Annotated in this window: 15 protein-coding genes and 1 tRNA gene; 8 read left to right on the top strand and 8 right to left on the bottom strand. The window is 67.4% G+C overall.

What is annotated here, in order from left to right; translation table 11 throughout:
* Nucleotides 1–6 precede the first annotated feature (6 nt).
* Genes BLW75_RS13150 through BLW75_RS13135 form a run of 4 tightly spaced genes read left to right on the top strand, consistent with a single transcriptional unit; the run spans nt 7 to nt 3,613 of the window.
* Entirely contained in the window at nt 7–1,398 is a 1,392-nt protein-coding gene (locus BLW75_RS13150; RefSeq protein ID WP_034321762.1) for a sensor histidine kinase, read from the top strand.
* On the top strand, nt 1,395–2,060 hold the full coding sequence (locus BLW75_RS13145; RefSeq protein WP_034321764.1) for a response regulator transcription factor: 666 nt from the start codon (nt 1,395–1,397) through the stop codon (nt 2,058–2,060). The genes BLW75_RS13150 and BLW75_RS13145 overlap by 4 nt, the downstream gene beginning before the upstream one ends.
* A gap of 57 nt (nt 2,061–2,117) precedes the next feature.
* Complete coding sequence (locus BLW75_RS13140; RefSeq protein ID WP_034321767.1) at nt 2,118–2,702, top strand: DUF4956 domain-containing protein; 585 nt, start codon at nt 2,118–2,120, stop codon at nt 2,700–2,702.
* A gap of 29 nt (nt 2,703–2,731) precedes the next feature.
* On the top strand, nt 2,732–3,613 hold the full coding sequence (locus BLW75_RS13135) for a polyphosphate polymerase domain-containing protein (RefSeq protein ID WP_241784038.1): 882 nt from the start codon (nt 2,732–2,734) through the stop codon (nt 3,611–3,613).
* Nucleotides 3,614–3,638: 25 nt separating this feature from the next.
* On the opposite strand, the gene BLW75_RS42795 is transcribed toward BLW75_RS13135, so the two are convergent.
* Nucleotides 3,639–3,788, bottom strand: a complete 150-nt coding sequence (locus BLW75_RS42795) for a hypothetical protein (protein ID WP_167373493.1) — start codon at nt 3,786–3,788, stop codon at nt 3,639–3,641.
* Nucleotides 3,789–4,010: 222 nt separating this feature from the next.
* Here BLW75_RS42795 and BLW75_RS13130 point away from each other — a divergent pair.
* Nucleotides 4,011–4,087: transfer RNA gene (locus BLW75_RS13130), tRNA-Ile, on the top strand.
* Between the two features lie 611 nt (nt 4,088–4,698).
* Nucleotides 4,699–5,199, top strand: coding sequence for a nitroreductase family protein (locus tag BLW75_RS43535; protein WP_241784040.1), 501 nt, complete (start codon nt 4,699–4,701; stop codon nt 5,197–5,199).
* 916 nt (nt 5,200–6,115) lie between these two features.
* On the opposite strand, the gene BLW75_RS13120 is transcribed toward BLW75_RS43535, so the two are convergent.
* The 5 genes from BLW75_RS13120 to BLW75_RS43210 all read right to left on the bottom strand — a co-directional run bounded on the left by BLW75_RS13120 (nt 6,116) and on the right by BLW75_RS43210 (nt 9,452).
* Entirely contained in the window at nt 6,116–6,607 is a 492-nt protein-coding gene (locus BLW75_RS13120) for a hypothetical protein (protein ID WP_034321771.1), read from the bottom strand.
* Nucleotides 6,608–6,953: 346 nt separating this feature from the next.
* Nucleotides 6,954–7,133 carry a hypothetical protein gene (locus BLW75_RS42790; RefSeq protein WP_158005426.1) on the bottom strand — a complete coding sequence of 60 codons (180 nt, stop codon included), beginning with the start codon at nt 7,131–7,133 and terminating at the stop codon, nt 6,954–6,956.
* 650 nt (nt 7,134–7,783) lie between these two features.
* On the bottom strand, nt 7,784–8,725 hold the full coding sequence (locus BLW75_RS13110) for a sensor histidine kinase (protein ID WP_034321774.1): 942 nt from the start codon (nt 8,723–8,725) through the stop codon (nt 7,784–7,786).
* Nucleotides 8,722–9,087 (bottom strand): STAS domain-containing protein, encoded by a 366-nt coding sequence (locus BLW75_RS13105; RefSeq protein WP_091597502.1) that lies wholly within the window; start codon nt 9,085–9,087, stop codon nt 8,722–8,724. Before BLW75_RS13105 ends, BLW75_RS13110 begins: the two co-directional genes overlap by 4 nt.
* A gap of 29 nt (nt 9,088–9,116) precedes the next feature.
* Complete coding sequence (locus BLW75_RS43210; RefSeq protein ID WP_034321777.1) at nt 9,117–9,452, bottom strand: PAS domain-containing protein; 336 nt, start codon at nt 9,450–9,452, stop codon at nt 9,117–9,119.
* 634 nt (nt 9,453–10,086) lie between these two features.
* On the opposite strand from BLW75_RS43210, the gene BLW75_RS13095 reads away from it, so the two are divergent.
* Nucleotides 10,087–12,825 (top strand): SpoIIE family protein phosphatase, encoded by a 2,739-nt coding sequence (locus tag BLW75_RS13095; protein ID WP_091597495.1) that lies wholly within the window; start codon nt 10,087–10,089, stop codon nt 12,823–12,825.
* A 162-nt stretch (nt 12,826–12,987) separates the two neighbouring features.
* The gene (locus BLW75_RS13090) at nt 12,988–13,542 is read left to right on the top strand and encodes a hypothetical protein (protein WP_034321779.1); all 555 of its coding nucleotides are present in this window, start codon (nt 12,988–12,990) and stop codon (nt 13,540–13,542) included.
* Between the two features lie 69 nt (nt 13,543–13,611).
* On the opposite strand, the gene BLW75_RS13085 is transcribed toward BLW75_RS13090, so the two are convergent.
* Nucleotides 13,612–14,418, bottom strand: a complete 807-nt coding sequence (locus tag BLW75_RS13085; protein WP_034321783.1) for a MerR family transcriptional regulator — start codon at nt 14,416–14,418, stop codon at nt 13,612–13,614.
* Nucleotides 14,419–14,504: 86 nt separating this feature from the next.
* Complete coding sequence (locus BLW75_RS13080; protein WP_034321788.1) at nt 14,505–15,740, bottom strand: serine hydrolase domain-containing protein; 1,236 nt, start codon at nt 15,738–15,740, stop codon at nt 14,505–14,507.
* Nucleotides 15,741–15,878 lie beyond the last annotated feature (138 nt).

Below are 15,878 nucleotides of genomic sequence, written 5' to 3'. Positions count from 1 at the left end.
GGGCCGATGAGCGCCCGCGCCCGGATCCTCGCGTGGGTCCTGCTGGTCGTGCTGCTCGCGCTCGCCGGATCGCTGCTGGCCACCCGCACCGTCCTGCACAACCAGCTCGACCAGCGCCTCGACAACGAGATCGCGCACGAGACCGGCAAACTCCGGGCCTTCCTGGCGTCGCCGGACGCCCGCCCGGCCGGGCAGCCCGCCACCGTCGAGGCGGTCCTCGGCCGTCACCTGGAACGGAACCTGCCCGAGAAGTACGAGACGTTCTTCTCGATCAGCGACGGCGTCGCGTCGAGGCGGAGCGCGATCGAGCCGCCGGTCCGGCTCGACACCGACCCGAAGTTCGTCGCGGAACTGTCCCGGGCGGCGAGCCCGGCGTACGGCACGGTCACCACCGCGGTCGGATCCGCGCGGTACGGCGTCGTCCCGGTGACCATCGAGGGCTCACCGGGCCGCGGCGCGCTGGTGATCGTCGAGTTCGTCGACCACGCCGCCGGCGAGATCAACGACGTCGTCGGCGTGATGGCCGCGATGTCCGGGGCCGCGCTCGTGCTGGCCGGGCTGATCGGCTGGCTGGTCGCCGGCCGTATCCTCGCGCCGGTGCGGGAGGTCCGGCTGGCCGCCGAACAGATCGGTGAGACCGACCTTTCGCGCCGGATCGAGGTCCGCGGCTCGGACGATGTGGCCGCGCTCGGGCGCACCTTCAACACGATGCTGGACCGGCTCGAAAGCGCCTTCGCCGGGCAGCGCGAGTTCATCGACGACGCCGGGCACGAACTGCGCACGCCGATCACGATCGTCCGGGGCCATCTCGAGCTGATGGGGGAAGACCCCGAGGAGAACGCCGCCACCCGGCATCTCGTCCTCGACGAACTCGGGCGTATGCAACGGATCGTGGACGACCTGCTGGTCCTCGCGAAATCCGGCAACCCCGACTTCCTCACGCCCGGCGACACCGACCTCGCCGATCTCACCGTCGAGACCCTCGCCAAATCCCGTCCGCTGGCCGACCGCGTCTGGCGGCTCGACGCGGTCGCCGAGGCGACGGTCCGCGCGGACGGCCAGCGGCTCGCGCAGGCGTTGCTGCAACTGGTCTCCAACGCCGTCCGGCACACTTCGCCAGGCCAGGAGATCGCCCTCGGCTCCGAGGTGACCGCGACGACGGCGCGGCTCTGGGTCCGCGACACCGGCGAGGGAGTCCCCCCGGATTCGAGAAGCCGGATCTTCGAGCGGTTCAAACGCGGCAGCAACTCGAACGGCGACGACGGCGCCGGGCTGGGCCTCGCGATCGTCGCCGCGATCGCCGAAGCGCACGGTGGCCGTGTCCTGCTCGACACCGCGCCCGGCGAAGGGGCGCGGTTCACCATGGAGATCCCCGTGGCGGAAGGTGCGGACCGGTGACCAGTGTGCTGGTGGTGGAGGATTCCGCCCGGATCGGCGCGTTCGTGGAGAAGGGCCTGCGGGCGCAGGGGTTCGCGACCCGCTGGGTCAAGACCGGCTCCGAAGGGCTGACCGAGGCGCTGACCGGCGCGCACGACCTGGTGGTCCTCGACCTCGGTCTCCCGGATCTCGACGGTTCGGATCTGCTGCGGGCCCTGCGGGCGGCGGGCCGGACGGTGCCGGTGATCATCCTGACCGCGCGGGACAGCGTCGTCGACCGCGTCGCCGGGCTGTCCGGCGGCGCCGACGACTATCTGGCCAAACCGTTCGCGTTCGAAGAACTGCTGGCTCGGATCCGCCTGCGGCTACGGGGAAATCCCGAAGCCGAGCCGGCGGTGCTGCGTGCCGGGGACCTGTCGCTCGACCTGCGCACCAGGAAGGTTTCGGTGGCGGGGGAGGAGAAGGACCTGACCGCTCGCGAGTTCGCACTGCTGGAGACGTTGCTGCGGAACCGCGGCCAGGTGCTCTCCCGGGAACAGTTGCTCGGCGGGGTCTGGGGTTTCGACTTCGACCCCGGATCGAACGTGGTGGACGTCTACATCCGTTACCTGCGCGGAAAGATCGGCGCCGAGCGGATCGAAACCGTGCGAGGCATGGGCTATCGGCTCGGTGAGTCCGGATGAGACGGTTCTCATCCGGCTCTCACAGCGGTCTCTTCTTCTCGCGCCACAGTGGTTTTCATGACCACGACACTCCTTCATCTCGCCGTCGATCTCGTCGCGGCCGTCATCCTCGCGTACGGCATCTACGCCCGTCGTCACCATCGTGGTGACCTCGCCTGCGCCTATCTCGCGCTGAACGTCGGCGTCTGCGTTTCGGTCGCCGTGCTGCTTTCCGTGTCGACCGCGAGCGCGCTCGGCCTCGGCCTGTTCGGCGTGCTGTCGATCATCCGGCTGCGGTCCGATTCGATCAGCCAGCAGGAGGTCGCGTACTACTTCGTCGCGCTGGTGCTGGGGCTGGTGAACGGGCTGCCGTCCGCGGACTGGCGGATCGTCGCGGTCTTCAACGTCCTGCTGCTCGCCGTCATGTACGTCGCGGATCACCCGTCGCGCACGCGCGGCCCGCAGCGGCGCACGGTCGTGCTCGACACCGTGTACCCCGACGAACAGACGATGCTGATGGAGCTCCGGGCGCGGCTCGGCGGAACCGTCGTGCGGCACAGTGTGTCCGAAGTGGACTATGTCCGCGAGGTGACCGTCGTCGACGTCCGGTTCCGTCCGGACGCCGCCGCCGTCGTCCACGGCGCCCCGGCGGGGCACCGGTGAGCGGGCGCGGAACGGCCACCGTCGCGGCGGTGGCGAAAGGCCTCCCCGCGCTGTCGTTGGCCGAAGTGGTCGCCACGAGCGGGCTGATGAGCCGGACGGATCGCAAGTACGTCCTGCCACTCAGCGACTTCCTGGCCGTCACAGAGGCATTGAGAGCGTCGCTGCGCTGTCTGGCGATCGACGGGCAACGCGTGTTCGGCTACTCGTCGACGTACTTCGACACCCCGGACCTCGCGATCTTCCGGGCGCACCGGCAAGACCGACGGCGGCGGTTCAAGATCCGCACCCGGACCTACATCGACTCGGCCGACACCTACTGCGAGCTCAAGGTCAGCGTGAAGCGCGACGAGACGGTCAAGGTCCGCCGCCCGCACCCGGCCGAGGCGGCACACGGCCTGACCGCGCCCGCGCTGACGTTCCTCGACGACGCGCTCACCGCCGCCTACGGCCGGCCCGCGCCCCGGCCGCTGACTCCCGCGCTGGTCACCGACTACCGGCGGACCACCTTCGTCACCGCCGACGCGCGGATCACCTGCGACACGTCGCTGATCTGGCGTTCGGGTTCGCGGAGCCTCGCCGCCGGGGGCGACCTGGTGCTGCTGGAGGTGAAGTCGGCGTCCGAGCGCAACAGCGTCACCGAGGCGCTGGCGAAATTGCGGATCCGGGAGCAGTCGGTGAGCAAATACTGCGCCGGCCTGGTGGCGCTGGGGCTGGCCACCGGCGGGAACCGGTGGCGACCGGCGCTGCGGCGGCTCGGCGTGGCGGGGCACCGTCATGCTGAACACTGTTCAGGGCTCGTACACGGCGACCACGTTCCAGGTGCGGGCGATGTTCGACCAGAGCTTCACGGCCCAGTGTGCGCCGATTCGCCGCCGACCACGGCGAGGCCGTTCCCGCCGCCGGACGCCTGATCGTCCAAAGAGGACCGACAATCGGTTACCGCGGCGGCCGGTCGCCCAGCTCGTCGGCGAGGATCGCGTCGACACGGGAGCCGGCTCGCCGCAGTACCCGGATGCTCGCCCTCAGTGACATCACTGTGCCGAGGGCGGCCACGAAACCGAGCGCGATGGCGACCGGACTCGCCACGAGCGCCTCCCTGCCCGATGGGCCCGAGCGGCGTGCCGCCCGGCGCTGCTCCTTGCAACCTAGACGAGACGGCTCTGTCCGGCGCCGGAAACCAGCTGATCGGCCTAGGCGATCGTGGCAGGTGAGCGCTGTGATAACTTGGAGCGAACTGGGACTTCTGTGCGTTCGCAAACCCGCTGATGGGGCTGGGGCGGCTCCCGCGGAGGTGTCAGGGCACCGTTGGGGCCGGTAGCTCAGTTGGTTAGAGCAGGGGACTCATAATCCCTTGGCCGTCGGTTCGAGCCCGACCCGGCCCACCACATCGACATCGCTGCCGACCTGCGGGGATGTTGGTCCTTCGGCGGCAATTTCGCCTTGGCGTCAATCGCGACTGGACTCCGTTATGTCTCTGTTTGCTCCGGTGTGCTCATAGGTGGAGGAGTGCTGCAGAGCCAGTTGGTGGCGTAGCGGCTTTTGCTTCCTCGTCACAACCGCTGCAGTGGGTCTGGAGTTCTTTGCTCCCAAGGCTGGACATGCTGGGTGTGGTCGCAGGTCGGCTGGGCGTGCTCCGTGTTCTGAGCAGAAGGCCAGTGACGTGCACGGTTCTACCCATGCACTGCGCGCCGCCGAACCCTGGAACTTCCCCAGCACGACGCCCGCGGACGTGACCGGCTGATCTCGTGCGGTGCCGCCCTCGCCAACGTGGAGCTGGCCGTGCGCGTTCTCGGCCACGACCTGAGTACGCGCACGTTCCCCGAGCCGGACATCGTCGCCGCCATCGAAACGACGGGGCGTTCGTCACCGTCCGACGTCGATCTGCACCGGTATTCGGCGATCGCCCGGCGGGGCAGCTACCGCCACCCCTTCTCCGGCAGGCGCGTCTCGCGGGAGAAGATCGTGGACCTGATCGCCGCCGCGGCCGAGAGCCGGGGTGACGGCCAGGCCGATTCACGACGAGCTCGAACTCTCCCGGGTCGCGGATCTGCTCGAATTCGCGGCCGAGGCGTATCAGCACGACTCGGCGTACCAGCGCGAACTGGCGTTGTGGACGATCCGCGACGAGACCTATCACCGCCACGGCGTCGGACTGGCCGGGAGCGCTCTACTCGCCGGCTCGCTCCCCTGGGCGGGCCTCGTACGCTCCGCCACGGCGTTGCCCGACCACCGGGTTCTCCAGCGGCGGCTCGCCGGGGAAACCCTGCTGGTCTTCCTCACCATCGACGACGGCAGGTACGACCACCTGCACGCGGGACACGCTCTGCAGAACACCTGGCTCGACGCGGTCGACGACGGTCTGGCCGGTTCCGGGCTGGCCGAAGACCTGGAGCTGCCCGGGTTCCCGCAGGCTTTCATGCGGTTCGGCTACCCCACGGGTCTGGTGCCCCCGAGTCCTTGCCGTGCCGTCGACGAAGTCCTCGGCAACGGCTTCTAAGCCATCGGCAGAAAGGCGTCGTGAGTGTCGCGCCGACTTTCCATGGCGGATCCGGATGCGTGACCGGCAGCAGGTATGCGCTGGAGAGCCCGGGCCCTGGTACTCGTCGACTACGGGCTATTCCAAGGGCTCGCCGATCTGCGCCGCCGGAACCGGGCGCCGGGAAAGTCGGCTAGTTTGGGTTCTTGCCACGTCGCTCACGCCGACGGAGTCGAAGCGCGTAGAACACAACTCCTAACAGGAGGATGATTCCCAGTGTGAGGAAAACCAAGCCATTTCCAGGACCGCTTCCGAAGGCGCCGATAATTGTCCAGGCTATTCCTGGAACTGTCCAAAAAGCAAGCTGTCGGTACGTTGGGGTTGTGTCGTTTTCCACAGTGCCCTTCCGTTTGCTATCTACGAGAGCCATTTTTAGGGACTTGGTTGAGGGTGATATTACAGTCGTTCTGAAGGCTGTTGGCGGCTGACACATACCCACCGGCGCCGACGGCGACAAAGATGGGGTTGCCGCCTCCCAGGAAGCTGATTCCGCCACTGAGCAAGCCGGCCGCTGAGTTGACGCATTCCCCCGCGCTGTTGACACCGGTGGGGTCCGCGCGATTGGTGGGGCCACCTTGGGCGTAGGGGTAGTCGTGTGGTTCTTGGCCGGTGGATCGGGTTGGGTGAAGCGGCTGTAGGTGGGGTTTGACGACCGTGCGGGAGACGCCGAGGGCGGTGCGGGTGAAGGCGTGTTGGCCGTACGGCAATCAGCCTTGGCCTCCGTCGGCGAATTACGCCGCGACGGCGGCGAATCGGTGAGCAAGGGACAGGTAGTACAGCGTCGAGGAGGGTGTGCCACCCCAAACCGGGACAGCACACCCTCGCCCGAGACTTGCTGGCGTCCAGTGCTAGTGCGTTACCGCGCCGCCGAAGGTGCTTAGCGCGCGACCTTGGTCGCGGTGATGTACTCGTTGGAAGGGGCGGTGAACGACAGCACGACGCCGATGACGGCGGCGAGGACGCTGAGGTAGCCCACGATGGTGTTAGTACTGAAGATGATCGAAATCAGTTGGAGTGCTGTGAGGACGGTGAGGACGATACGTGCCCAGTTCCGCCCGGCGCGGAGCTTCGCCGCGAACAACAGGTACAGCAATGCGAACGCGACCGCGATCACCAGTCCGATGACGATGATGAAGGTGGCGGCCTGATCGATCTGGGCTTCGGTGAGCTGTGTTCCGCTCTGTCTGTTGGCGTTTCTGGTGGCTTCGACCAAGGCGTCTTTGCTGGCGAAGGCCAGGACACCGCTGAGCAGCCCGATGACCGCGGAGGCCAGGAAAGCCCAGAAGGCACCGTTGATCGTGCCGGGGCGTTCCTGGGTGGTGACAGTGGAGGTTTCAGCGGAAGCGGGATGGCTGGGGTAATCGCTCATGGTTCAAACCTGGCACGCCGGGGTCGCTATCGCGCGCTGAGCAACTGTTTTCGGGACGGCACGAGCGTTTCGTGAGCACGTGGTCGCGCTTCGGAGGCGATGTTCTCAGTGGCCTGCCAGGTCCATCGTGAACAGGAGCAGCCCGAAGAACAGTTGGAGCGCGGCGGTGCAGACGCCTGCGATGACAAGGCCATCCAGTCGATACTGGCGATCAGTGAACACTGAGATCGCCCCGGCGGCCAGGGCCAGTACCGAGATCCACTCTCAGGAGGGGCTGAACCAGCCGAGCAAGCTGAGCACGAGACAGATAGGACCGAGTAGGCCTTTGACTCAGTGTGGCGCTGCTTCACCGAGGCACTTCGTTCGCCGTGGAGCTGGACCAGCGCCACGGCGGGATGCCACGTTCCCGGTCCGCGAGGAAGTCCCGCGCAGCCTGTTCGTCGTCGGGATGGATGACGTGCACGGCTTCGGCATGGTCGCCGAGCGACAGCGCGGCAGGTCCGGCTGACTCCGCAGACGCCGCCACCGTCGGGGAACGCGGCGATCACTTGACGGTAGGACAGCGTCAACACGACCAACAGTCCGGCGATCGCGAGCGAGACCGGCACGTGAAGCCCAGGCCTGGTACGCCGGCGACGGAAAGGCGATGGCGTTCGGCGCGATCGGTACCGCTTTCGCGGCGGGTGAGTGTTGTGGTCACGCCGTCAGCGTGGGGTGCCGCTGATCTTTGCTTGGAGGGCGTTGACAGGCTCTTGACACCGAACCGAGTGAACCCCCGGATCGCCACGTCGGCAGGCGTCGCGGGACAAGAACGCGAAACCGGTGGCCCCAGGGCCTTGAGCGCGAACATGAGAGCGTCCTGCCGGACGAATGTTCCGGCACCGGCCACGAATGCAGTAGCCAATCGATCACCGCGATCATCAGGAGCGCGGAAACGAACGGCCGAGGCGAGAGCACCGGCGGAACCCAGTGGGAAGCCGATCGCGGCGGGGATCCGCGGGCGATGAATGGGGGACACATCCTCCAGCGCAGGTGCCCAGCGGTGGCCGCGGAAGTGCTCTTTGCGCTTCGAGGACAGATGTGCTGATGCCGCGACTACGACAGCCACTTGCCGCTCTGCTGCTCAGAAGACCTGGAACTTTCTCGCAGAACGGCTCGAACAGCTAGGAGAAGGGGCTACGTCGCGAAGCAGGCTCGAACGGTGGTGCCGTGTGGGTCGGTGTGGACGCGGACGAGGTCGGACAACTGGTTGACCAGCAGCAAACCGCGGCCGCGAAGTTCCCCGGCAGGGACGGGGCGCCGTCCGGCCAGTGGGTCGGTGATGTGGCCGTTGTCACGGACTTCGCAGACCAGGTAGCCCTGCTCGGTCCACAGCCGAAGCCGTCCCTGCCCGCCACCGTGGTCGATGCTGTTGCCGAGCAGTTCGGCGACTACGAGTTCAACGTCTTCGTTGCGGGCCGGGGAAAGTCCGACCCGGTGCGCTTGCTCGCGGGTCACAGTGCGGGCCTGGGCCAAGGAGGCCGAGTCGCGGGTGACAGCGTCGATGGTAAGGGCGGTGGCAGGTTCGGGAAGGGGAGTGTTGTAGCCGCTAATGATGCGCTGGGGGTCGTAGCCGGTGCTGGGACGTTCGCCGTCGGCGTCGACCAGCACGGGGTGGGTGGCTTCGGCGTCGGCAAGGACGTGCACGTCGAGCCGGGTGGTGTCGTATGGGCAGAGAATGGTGACGTCGCGGCCGGTGAACGCGAGGTTGATCAGTGCCTCGTGCTGGGCGCAGGCCGGGTACTCCAGCTCGGAACGTCCGGCCCAGATCGGTTCGCCGATGATGCGGACCCGCTGATCGGGGTGGGCGTCGGCGAAGGCGCGGAGGACGCTGGGGATGATCCGGCCGGGGTTGCGGCCTTCTTCGGTCATGTCGAGCAGCCGGACCTTTTCGGCGTCCTGGCCCAGCGCGGCGCGCAACAGTTCGAGGTGGGGGCCGGGAACCGACACCGCGACCGGTTCGCCTACCAGCAGGCCTTGGCGGATGAACGGCACGGTGCCCGCGAGGTAGTCCTCCGGACCTTCGTAGAACAGAGCGGGGTGCACGAACGGGTCCGCGGTCGTGGCAGCCGGATTCATATCGACCGTCCGTCGTCGGCGACGAGCCGAGCTGCTTCTTCCGGCCAGAACAGGCGCAGGACTTTCCGTACGGTCTCCGGCGGATGTCGGATCTTCAGCGACCGAGGTGGCTGGACGCGGCGAGCCGCGTCAACGAGGGCGCTCATGCCGCGTACGTCGGTGAAGGACAGGCAGGATAGATCCACTGTGCCCCCACCGTCTTCGACCAGCAGGTGCAAACTCGTCTCCCATGATGCCCGGGACGCCGGGTCGATCGTCCCGATCACCATTATCCCGCTCGAGGTGGGCAGGTCGAGGATCCGCAACCCAGCCTCGATCCTATGGTCACGGCGCTGGCCGCCGGCACTGGCAGCGTCTTCCACGTCCTTGCCTCCCGGCGCGAACTCGGCCCTTACCGTCTGATGAAGCTTACTTGGCTTCGGCCGGAGTCCCCGCGCGTCTGGACCGGACCCGTGGACGGGCTAGACGGCCGACGAGTCGGGTCGGCAGCCAGTGTTCCGGCGACCGTGTCGCGGTCCTCGGGGTGTTTGTGCGACAGCAGCAGCTCCGTCGTGGGCTTGACCGTACCGGGCGCGTAGCCATGAAGCCGGGCGACGTCGTCGGACCATTCCCAGGACTGGTCGGCGAAGTGGAACCGGAAGCTGCCGATGGCGCGCGGATGCCCCGCGATGATCCGGTTCAGCGCTGAATGCGGAGCGTTTCCGTCGGAGGCCGCAGTGTCGGTCACCGGCCTATTCTGCCAATACCGCTGACTGTCGCGGAAGTCACCCGCGCACGCACGGACCGCGAAGTAAGTAAGCCAGTCATCGTCGTGACTGGGTGACTACGTCGTGGGCGCCGTTCTCCCCTATGGTTCGGCTTGAACGCGGGCGTTGGCCGGGCAGTCGACATCGCCTCCGCGGTCTTCGATCACCCGAGTCACTGACCCTGCCGCGAGTACCAGCACGAGCGCGTTGCCAACCTCAATGCGAGGAAGGTGATCGCGATGCCGGTGAACGTGGCGAGCGGAGACGCCCGGCCGGAGTACGGGCCGCGAGTGCGACCGCGCTGGCTGGTCGCCCGGCCACAATGGCCAGGCGTTCAGAATGTGTCCACCTCGACGAGGCGCATGTCCCGGCCAGGTGGTCGTCCTGCGGTAATTGCCATTCGAATCGCCCGGCAGGGCCACAGCCGTCGCGCGCCATGCGGAGGTCACCAGCAACCCCGGAACCCGGACGGTGAGGGCGTTCCGGCTGTCTGAAGCGGTCATGTGAAAGCGCGATACGAGCCAAGACCGCTTAGGATCCTTTTCACGTTCATGGTTTCGAGACGGTCTGCTCTCCGGTCGGCGCCCGGTGTTCGCAGCCTGGAGGTTTGTGCTCATGGAAACGCAAGACCCGCCGTCAGGTTCCGGCGACGGTGGCCCGGACCTCCTGGATGTGGTCGGTCGGTTGCCGGTCGTCGTATGGCAGGCAGACGTCCGCAGTGGCGCTTACTCCTTCGTATCCGACGAATGCCGGCGCCTGCTCGGGTATCCTCCCGCCCCCTGGCTGGCCGATCCGGCTTTCGCCGCGTCCTTGGTGCACCCACAGGATCGCGAACGCTACCTCAGCCTGCGTGCCCACGGCTGGAACCGGCAAGACTACGACCTCACCTATCGCGCGATCGCGGCGGACGGCCGGGTTGTCTGGCTTCGGGAGTTGGGGCGAGTGCTGCCCGGTGGCGTCGTCAGCGGTGTCTTGCTCGACGTGTCCGGGAGGGAGCCGGAGGCCGAGCGGCAACAGTTCCTCGCCGAATTCGAGCGTGGCCTCCAGGATCTGGAGGACGCCGAACAGGTCATGGCGTACGCGGCCCAGCGCCTCGGCGACTACCTGGGCGCCGATCGCTGTGCCTACGCCGAGGCCGAAGACGACGAGGACCACTTCCTGATGAGTGGCGACCATGCCACCGGACTTCCGCCGTTGCCCGGCCGGTTCGCGATGTCGGAGTTCGGAAAAGGTTGCATGCGGGCGATGCGCGCCGGTCTGCCATGGGTCGTCGCCGACAGTTCCGAAGACGACCGCCTCGAAGCAGCGGACCTGAACGCCTATCGGGTGACCGGCATCCGGGCCGTCATCTGTGTGCCGCTGCTGCGCGCCGGCCGGTTCGTCGCCGCGATGGCCGTCCACCAGGCGACCGTCCGCCCCTGGACGGATGCCGAAATCGGCCTGGTGGAAATGATCGTGAACCGCTGCTGGGAATCCATCCAGCGCACACACGCCGGTCGGGCACTGCGAGACAGTGAACAGCGCTACCGGCTACTCGTGGAACGGGCCACGGACGCGATCTGGATGCTCGACCGAGACCTCAGATTCGACGAGATCAACCCGGCGGCCTGCGAACTGCTCGGCTACTCCCGTGATGAGCTCATCGGCACCCCGATCACCGACCTGCTCGAGAACGACGGAAGCGACCGGTGGCGAGAATTCGTCGTGGATCTGGGGAAGGTCTGGGAGACCAGCGATGTGCACCACTTCCACCGGGCGGACGGAACCACCATCGCCCTTGAACTGAGTATCCAGGCCACGCCGTCCGGTGTGCAGGCGATCGGCCGTGACGTCACCGAACGACGCCGCCGTGAAGCCGAGCGCGAACTCTTGCTGCAACGCGAACACGACATCGCGGAAACCCTTCAGCAGAGCCTGCTGCCCCGTGAACTCCCGGCACTGCCCCGGATCGCCGTCGCGGCACGCTATCTGCCCGTCGCCGCCCACGCGCAAACAGGCGGAGACTGGTATGAGTTGATCGCATTGCGTGGCTCTGTCGTGGCGCTCTCGGTCGGCGATGTCGTCGGCAAGGGACCACAGGCCGCGGCGGTCATGGGTCAGCTGCGCAGCGCACTGGCCGTCAGCCTCCTCGATGGACATGGGCCCGCTGCGGCGCTGCAACGCCTCGACGCCTTCGCCGCCCGCACCGAGGGAGCTCCGGGCACCACCTGTGCGTGCCTGACCCTCGACTGGGAAACCGGTGAATTGCGGTGGGCCCTCGCCGGGCACCCGCCTCCGGTGGTCGTCGGCGGCTCTACCGCGACACTGCTACCCGGCGGAGGCAGCGTGCTGGGCGGGCCGCGGCGCGCACGCTACCGAGAGGAAACCGCGACCCTGAAACCCGGAACCTCGGTGCTGCTGTATACCGACGGTTTGGTCGAACGGCGCGACGAGCACATCGACGAGGGTTTGCGACGGCTGTGCAAAGCCTTGGCGGACAACCATTCCTTATCCCCGGAGCCGCTGGTCGCAGCGGTCATCGACAGCCTGCTCGACACCGGCCAAGAAGACGACGTGGCGGTGCTCGGGCTCCGGCTGATACCGCAGCCGCTGAGACGCGAGCGAACCGCGGAACCCGCTATCCTCCGGGAGCTGCGCGCGGAGGTCATCGACTGGTCACAGCTCGCCGGTATCCCCGCCGGCTTGTATCAAGACCTGAACCTCGCCCTCGTCGAGGCGGTCGCGAACTCCATCGAGCACGCCTACCCACAGTCCGCGGGCCTGGTCACCTACTCGGTGACCAGGACCGCGACAGGCGACGTCGAGGTCGTCGTGACCGATCGCGGCATCTGGCGGCCCGAACCGGCCGATAATGGACACCGTGGTCGCGGAATCCAGCTCATCAACGCGTTGGCGGAAACAGCCACCATCGATCAATCCGAGCACGGCACCACAGTCCGGTTCCGGATCGCCTCGCGAACGGCATCGACCGCAGATGTGGTGCCCCCGGTCCTGACCGACGACACAGCTGTGAACCTGTCGGTGGACGGCGCGCCCGGCGAGCCGATCCTGCGCCTGACAGGCGACCTCGACCTGACCACCACCGCCTCCGTGAGGCCGGCTCTGCTCCACAGGATCGAAAGCACCGACGCGCCAGAACTCACGGTCGATCTGACCGGCGTGCGCTACCTCAGTAGCTGCGGCATCGCCCTCTTGCTCGACGCGGCGACACTCGCGTCAGGACAGAACTCGACGTTGACAGTGTTGACAACGGAGGGTTCCATGCCACTGCGGATCTTGGAAATCGCCGGGTTGACGGGGCTCGGCGACGACGCGCTCACCGTCGAAACCATGCCGACGGCTTCAGCCAACTGAGACGGAGAACCTTTGCCCGCCTGCAGGCGTCCGCGCGGTAGGCCCGCCCAACGGGTGACCGAAGATACCGACGCAACCTGATTGGTTACCGCACACCGGTCGAAAAGGAATGTACTGCGTTCGTCATTTTCCAGGCGGTGAGCGGCCCGCCGGCGCGGCCGGGTGTCGCGGCTGTACCAGCGGGCCACGGATCTCCAGCGGTGCGATCCGCACAGCGCCGACATGTACTACCTGTGCGGTGCGCTCGGCATCCTGAGCCAAGACTGCAAAGGGGCGTGGCCCTACCTGTCCACGGGTGCCGACCTCGACAACGACCTGGAGTGCCTGCGCCTGCTGGCGATCGCGTCGGCGTGCGCGAGCGACCAGGACACGGCTGCGTACGCTCTGATCGGATACTTCCGCGAGGCCGAGCCCAACGCCGAGGACCCGTTGGGAAACGTGCTGGTCCGCATCCTCGACTACTACCGTCTCGGCCGGAACCTGCTGCACGAGCTTCGTACGATCCCGCGCGAGAACAAGGCCGCGCAGGATCTAGTCGACTTGTCACTGCTGCCATGCGCAGCGCCGCGGTATGCCGCGGAGCAGATATCAGCCGGCCTCACACCGGAGCAGCGCGAGTTTTGGTTTGGCCGAGCTTTGCTTCCTGGTGTGCAGAGATATCCACCCCGTTCTGGCGACGCATGTCAGCGGAATGCTGCTGGAGCTCGCTCGCCCTGACACCGCGGACCTACTCAGCTGCTGGAACAACTCCCGGACCAGCGTGGTGTTGACGACGAGAACCGGCCATCATTGGTAGGGGATGGGTACCCCCGCGGCGCGCAGTTTGGTTTCGACGAGCGCGTTCAGCCGCGTCCAGGCCGTCGAGGTCTGATCTTCGAGGTGGTGATTGATCAGCCCGTATCGGGTGGCGGCGTCGGGCCCGGGTCGGTAGTCCGTCGGCGGCGCCAGCAGTTCACGGTTGGCCAGCAGGTTGTCGGCCAGCGCGGAGGCGAGCTCGTCGATCCGGGGGTCGTCCGGGTCCCAGGACCGCGCAGCCCAGCCGCGTTTGGTCAGGTCGGCGAACTCGGGGTCGGCGAGCCGGTGTCCGAGCTGGATCAGAAGGAGGTCGAACAACTCCGGTGCCAGCGCCCTGGCCAAGACCAGGGCTTCTCGTTGGCCGGCCACGTAGTCAGGGGCGAAGCCGAGATCGGTGAGCCGGTCCAGGACCGCGAGAGCGCGATCGGGCAGCAGGACCCGGTCGCCGTCGGCGAGCTGTCGCAGCGTGTCTCGCCGCGCGGTCAGCTCGGTGATCCGCTCGGTGAGGCGCCGTTCCACGTCGACGAGAGCGGCGGCAAACCGGTCAGGATCGGCGTTGAGCAAGGGCTTGATCTCGGCCAGCGGTACGCCTGCGGCGGCCAGGGTCCGGACCTGGACCAGCCGCAGCAGATCGGCCGATCCGTACCGCCGGTAGCCGGAGCTGTCCCGTGGTGGTTCGTGGAGCAGCCCCTGCTGGTGATAGTGCCGCACGGTCTTCACCGTGACCCCGGCGAATGCCGCCGCCTGACCGATCGTGACGTCGCCGGTCGACGTGACCGAGGTGGTCGAGGGAGCCATGCGACGAGTGTGCAGCCTGACCCAAGGTCAAGGTCAACCCGCCTGCCTCGCATCGCACGGCGCCCTCGGCTGAGCGGGGAGGTTCCTCAGCCTGCGGTCTGCTCGCCGCAGAACGCCGCCTTGAGGAGCTTGTCCAACGCCTTCGGGTACTTCGTGGCCAGGTCGACTTCGGTGTCCACGCCCGTGATCGAGGCGGTCAGGGTCTTACTCCCGTCGGGCGTGCTGTACATCAATGCCCCATAGCCAATGTTGTTGCCGTTGTGGCGCACAACGGTGACGCCGCAGCCCAGCTTCTCCACGTACACCCCGAGGCCGTAACCGACCTTCGAGTGCGGCGTGCGCATCTCGGCCAGTAGCGGGGCCGGCAGGAGCTTGCCGCTCATCAGCGCGGAGAAGAACGTGTGGAGATCCTGGGTGGTTGAGATCATGTCACCGGCGGCGAACACCAGGGAGGGATTCTGGCGGGTGACATCGACCGTCTTCCACTGACCGGCGTCCTGGTAACGGTAGTAACCGTGCGCGTGCGGCCCGCGGATCCCCGTCCGGGTGCCCGGCACCTCGGTGCCCGACAGCCCCAGCGGCCGTGGCTGCTGAGGGGTGGAGCCAGGGGCAGCCGCGTCGGGTGATCGCAGGATCCGCCGTTGCATCTCCTCGGCGTAGGAGCGGCCAGTGGCTTTCTCGATCAGCAGTGCGGCCAGCACGTAGTTGGTGTTGGAGTAGTTCCAGTCCCTCCCCGGCAGGAACAGCGGTCCCTTGGCCAACGCGAACCGCACCAGTTCGTCGGGCTGGTAGGTGCGGAAACGGTTGTCCACCCATTCCTGGCCCGTCGAAGGCAGCCCCGGCATGGGCTTCCCGTTGTAGTAGTCGCCGGTGTAATTGAACAGCCCGCTAGTGTGCTGCAGCAGCATTCGCACCGTGATCTCCCGGTCCAGCTCGAACTGCGGCAGGTAGCCGGCCACCGGGGCGTCCAGCCCGATCTTGCCCTCGGCCACCAGTTGCAGGACCACGGTGGCGACGAAGGTCTTGGCGTTGCTGCCGATCCGGAACCGCCCGTTCGTCGGCGGCTTCGCGGTCTGGCCTAGCTTGCGCACCCCGGCGGTGCCGGCCCACTCGCCCCGCTGATCGTTCACCCGCATCTGCATCCCGGTGAACCCGATATCGACGAAGCCCTGGATGGCCTCCTGTAGTTCGGGGCGGTTCTGCTGGGCAGCGGCCTTCGACCCAGCCAGGCTGTCCGCGGTGGCCGCCCCGGGTGCGGCCGCTCCGGCCAGCAGCGTGACCGCCAGCACCGTGACCGCCGCCCGCCGGAAGACCCGAGGCATACGCACCCTCTTCCGCAATCCGCCGACCGGCGCAGCGAGCTGAGCCGGGGAAATAATGATGTTGTTCCTCATGCGGCCAGGCTCCAGCCTGACCCGGGGGCGGGGTCAACCCCATCCGACACGAGCCCCGCTGTTCAA

The sequence above is a fragment of the Amycolatopsis lurida genome (assembly GCF_900105055.1).
GTDB classification, from domain to species: Bacteria; Actinomycetota; Actinomycetes; order Mycobacteriales; family Pseudonocardiaceae; genus Amycolatopsis; species Amycolatopsis lurida.
This window is presented reverse-complemented; position numbering and strand designations above follow the sequence as displayed.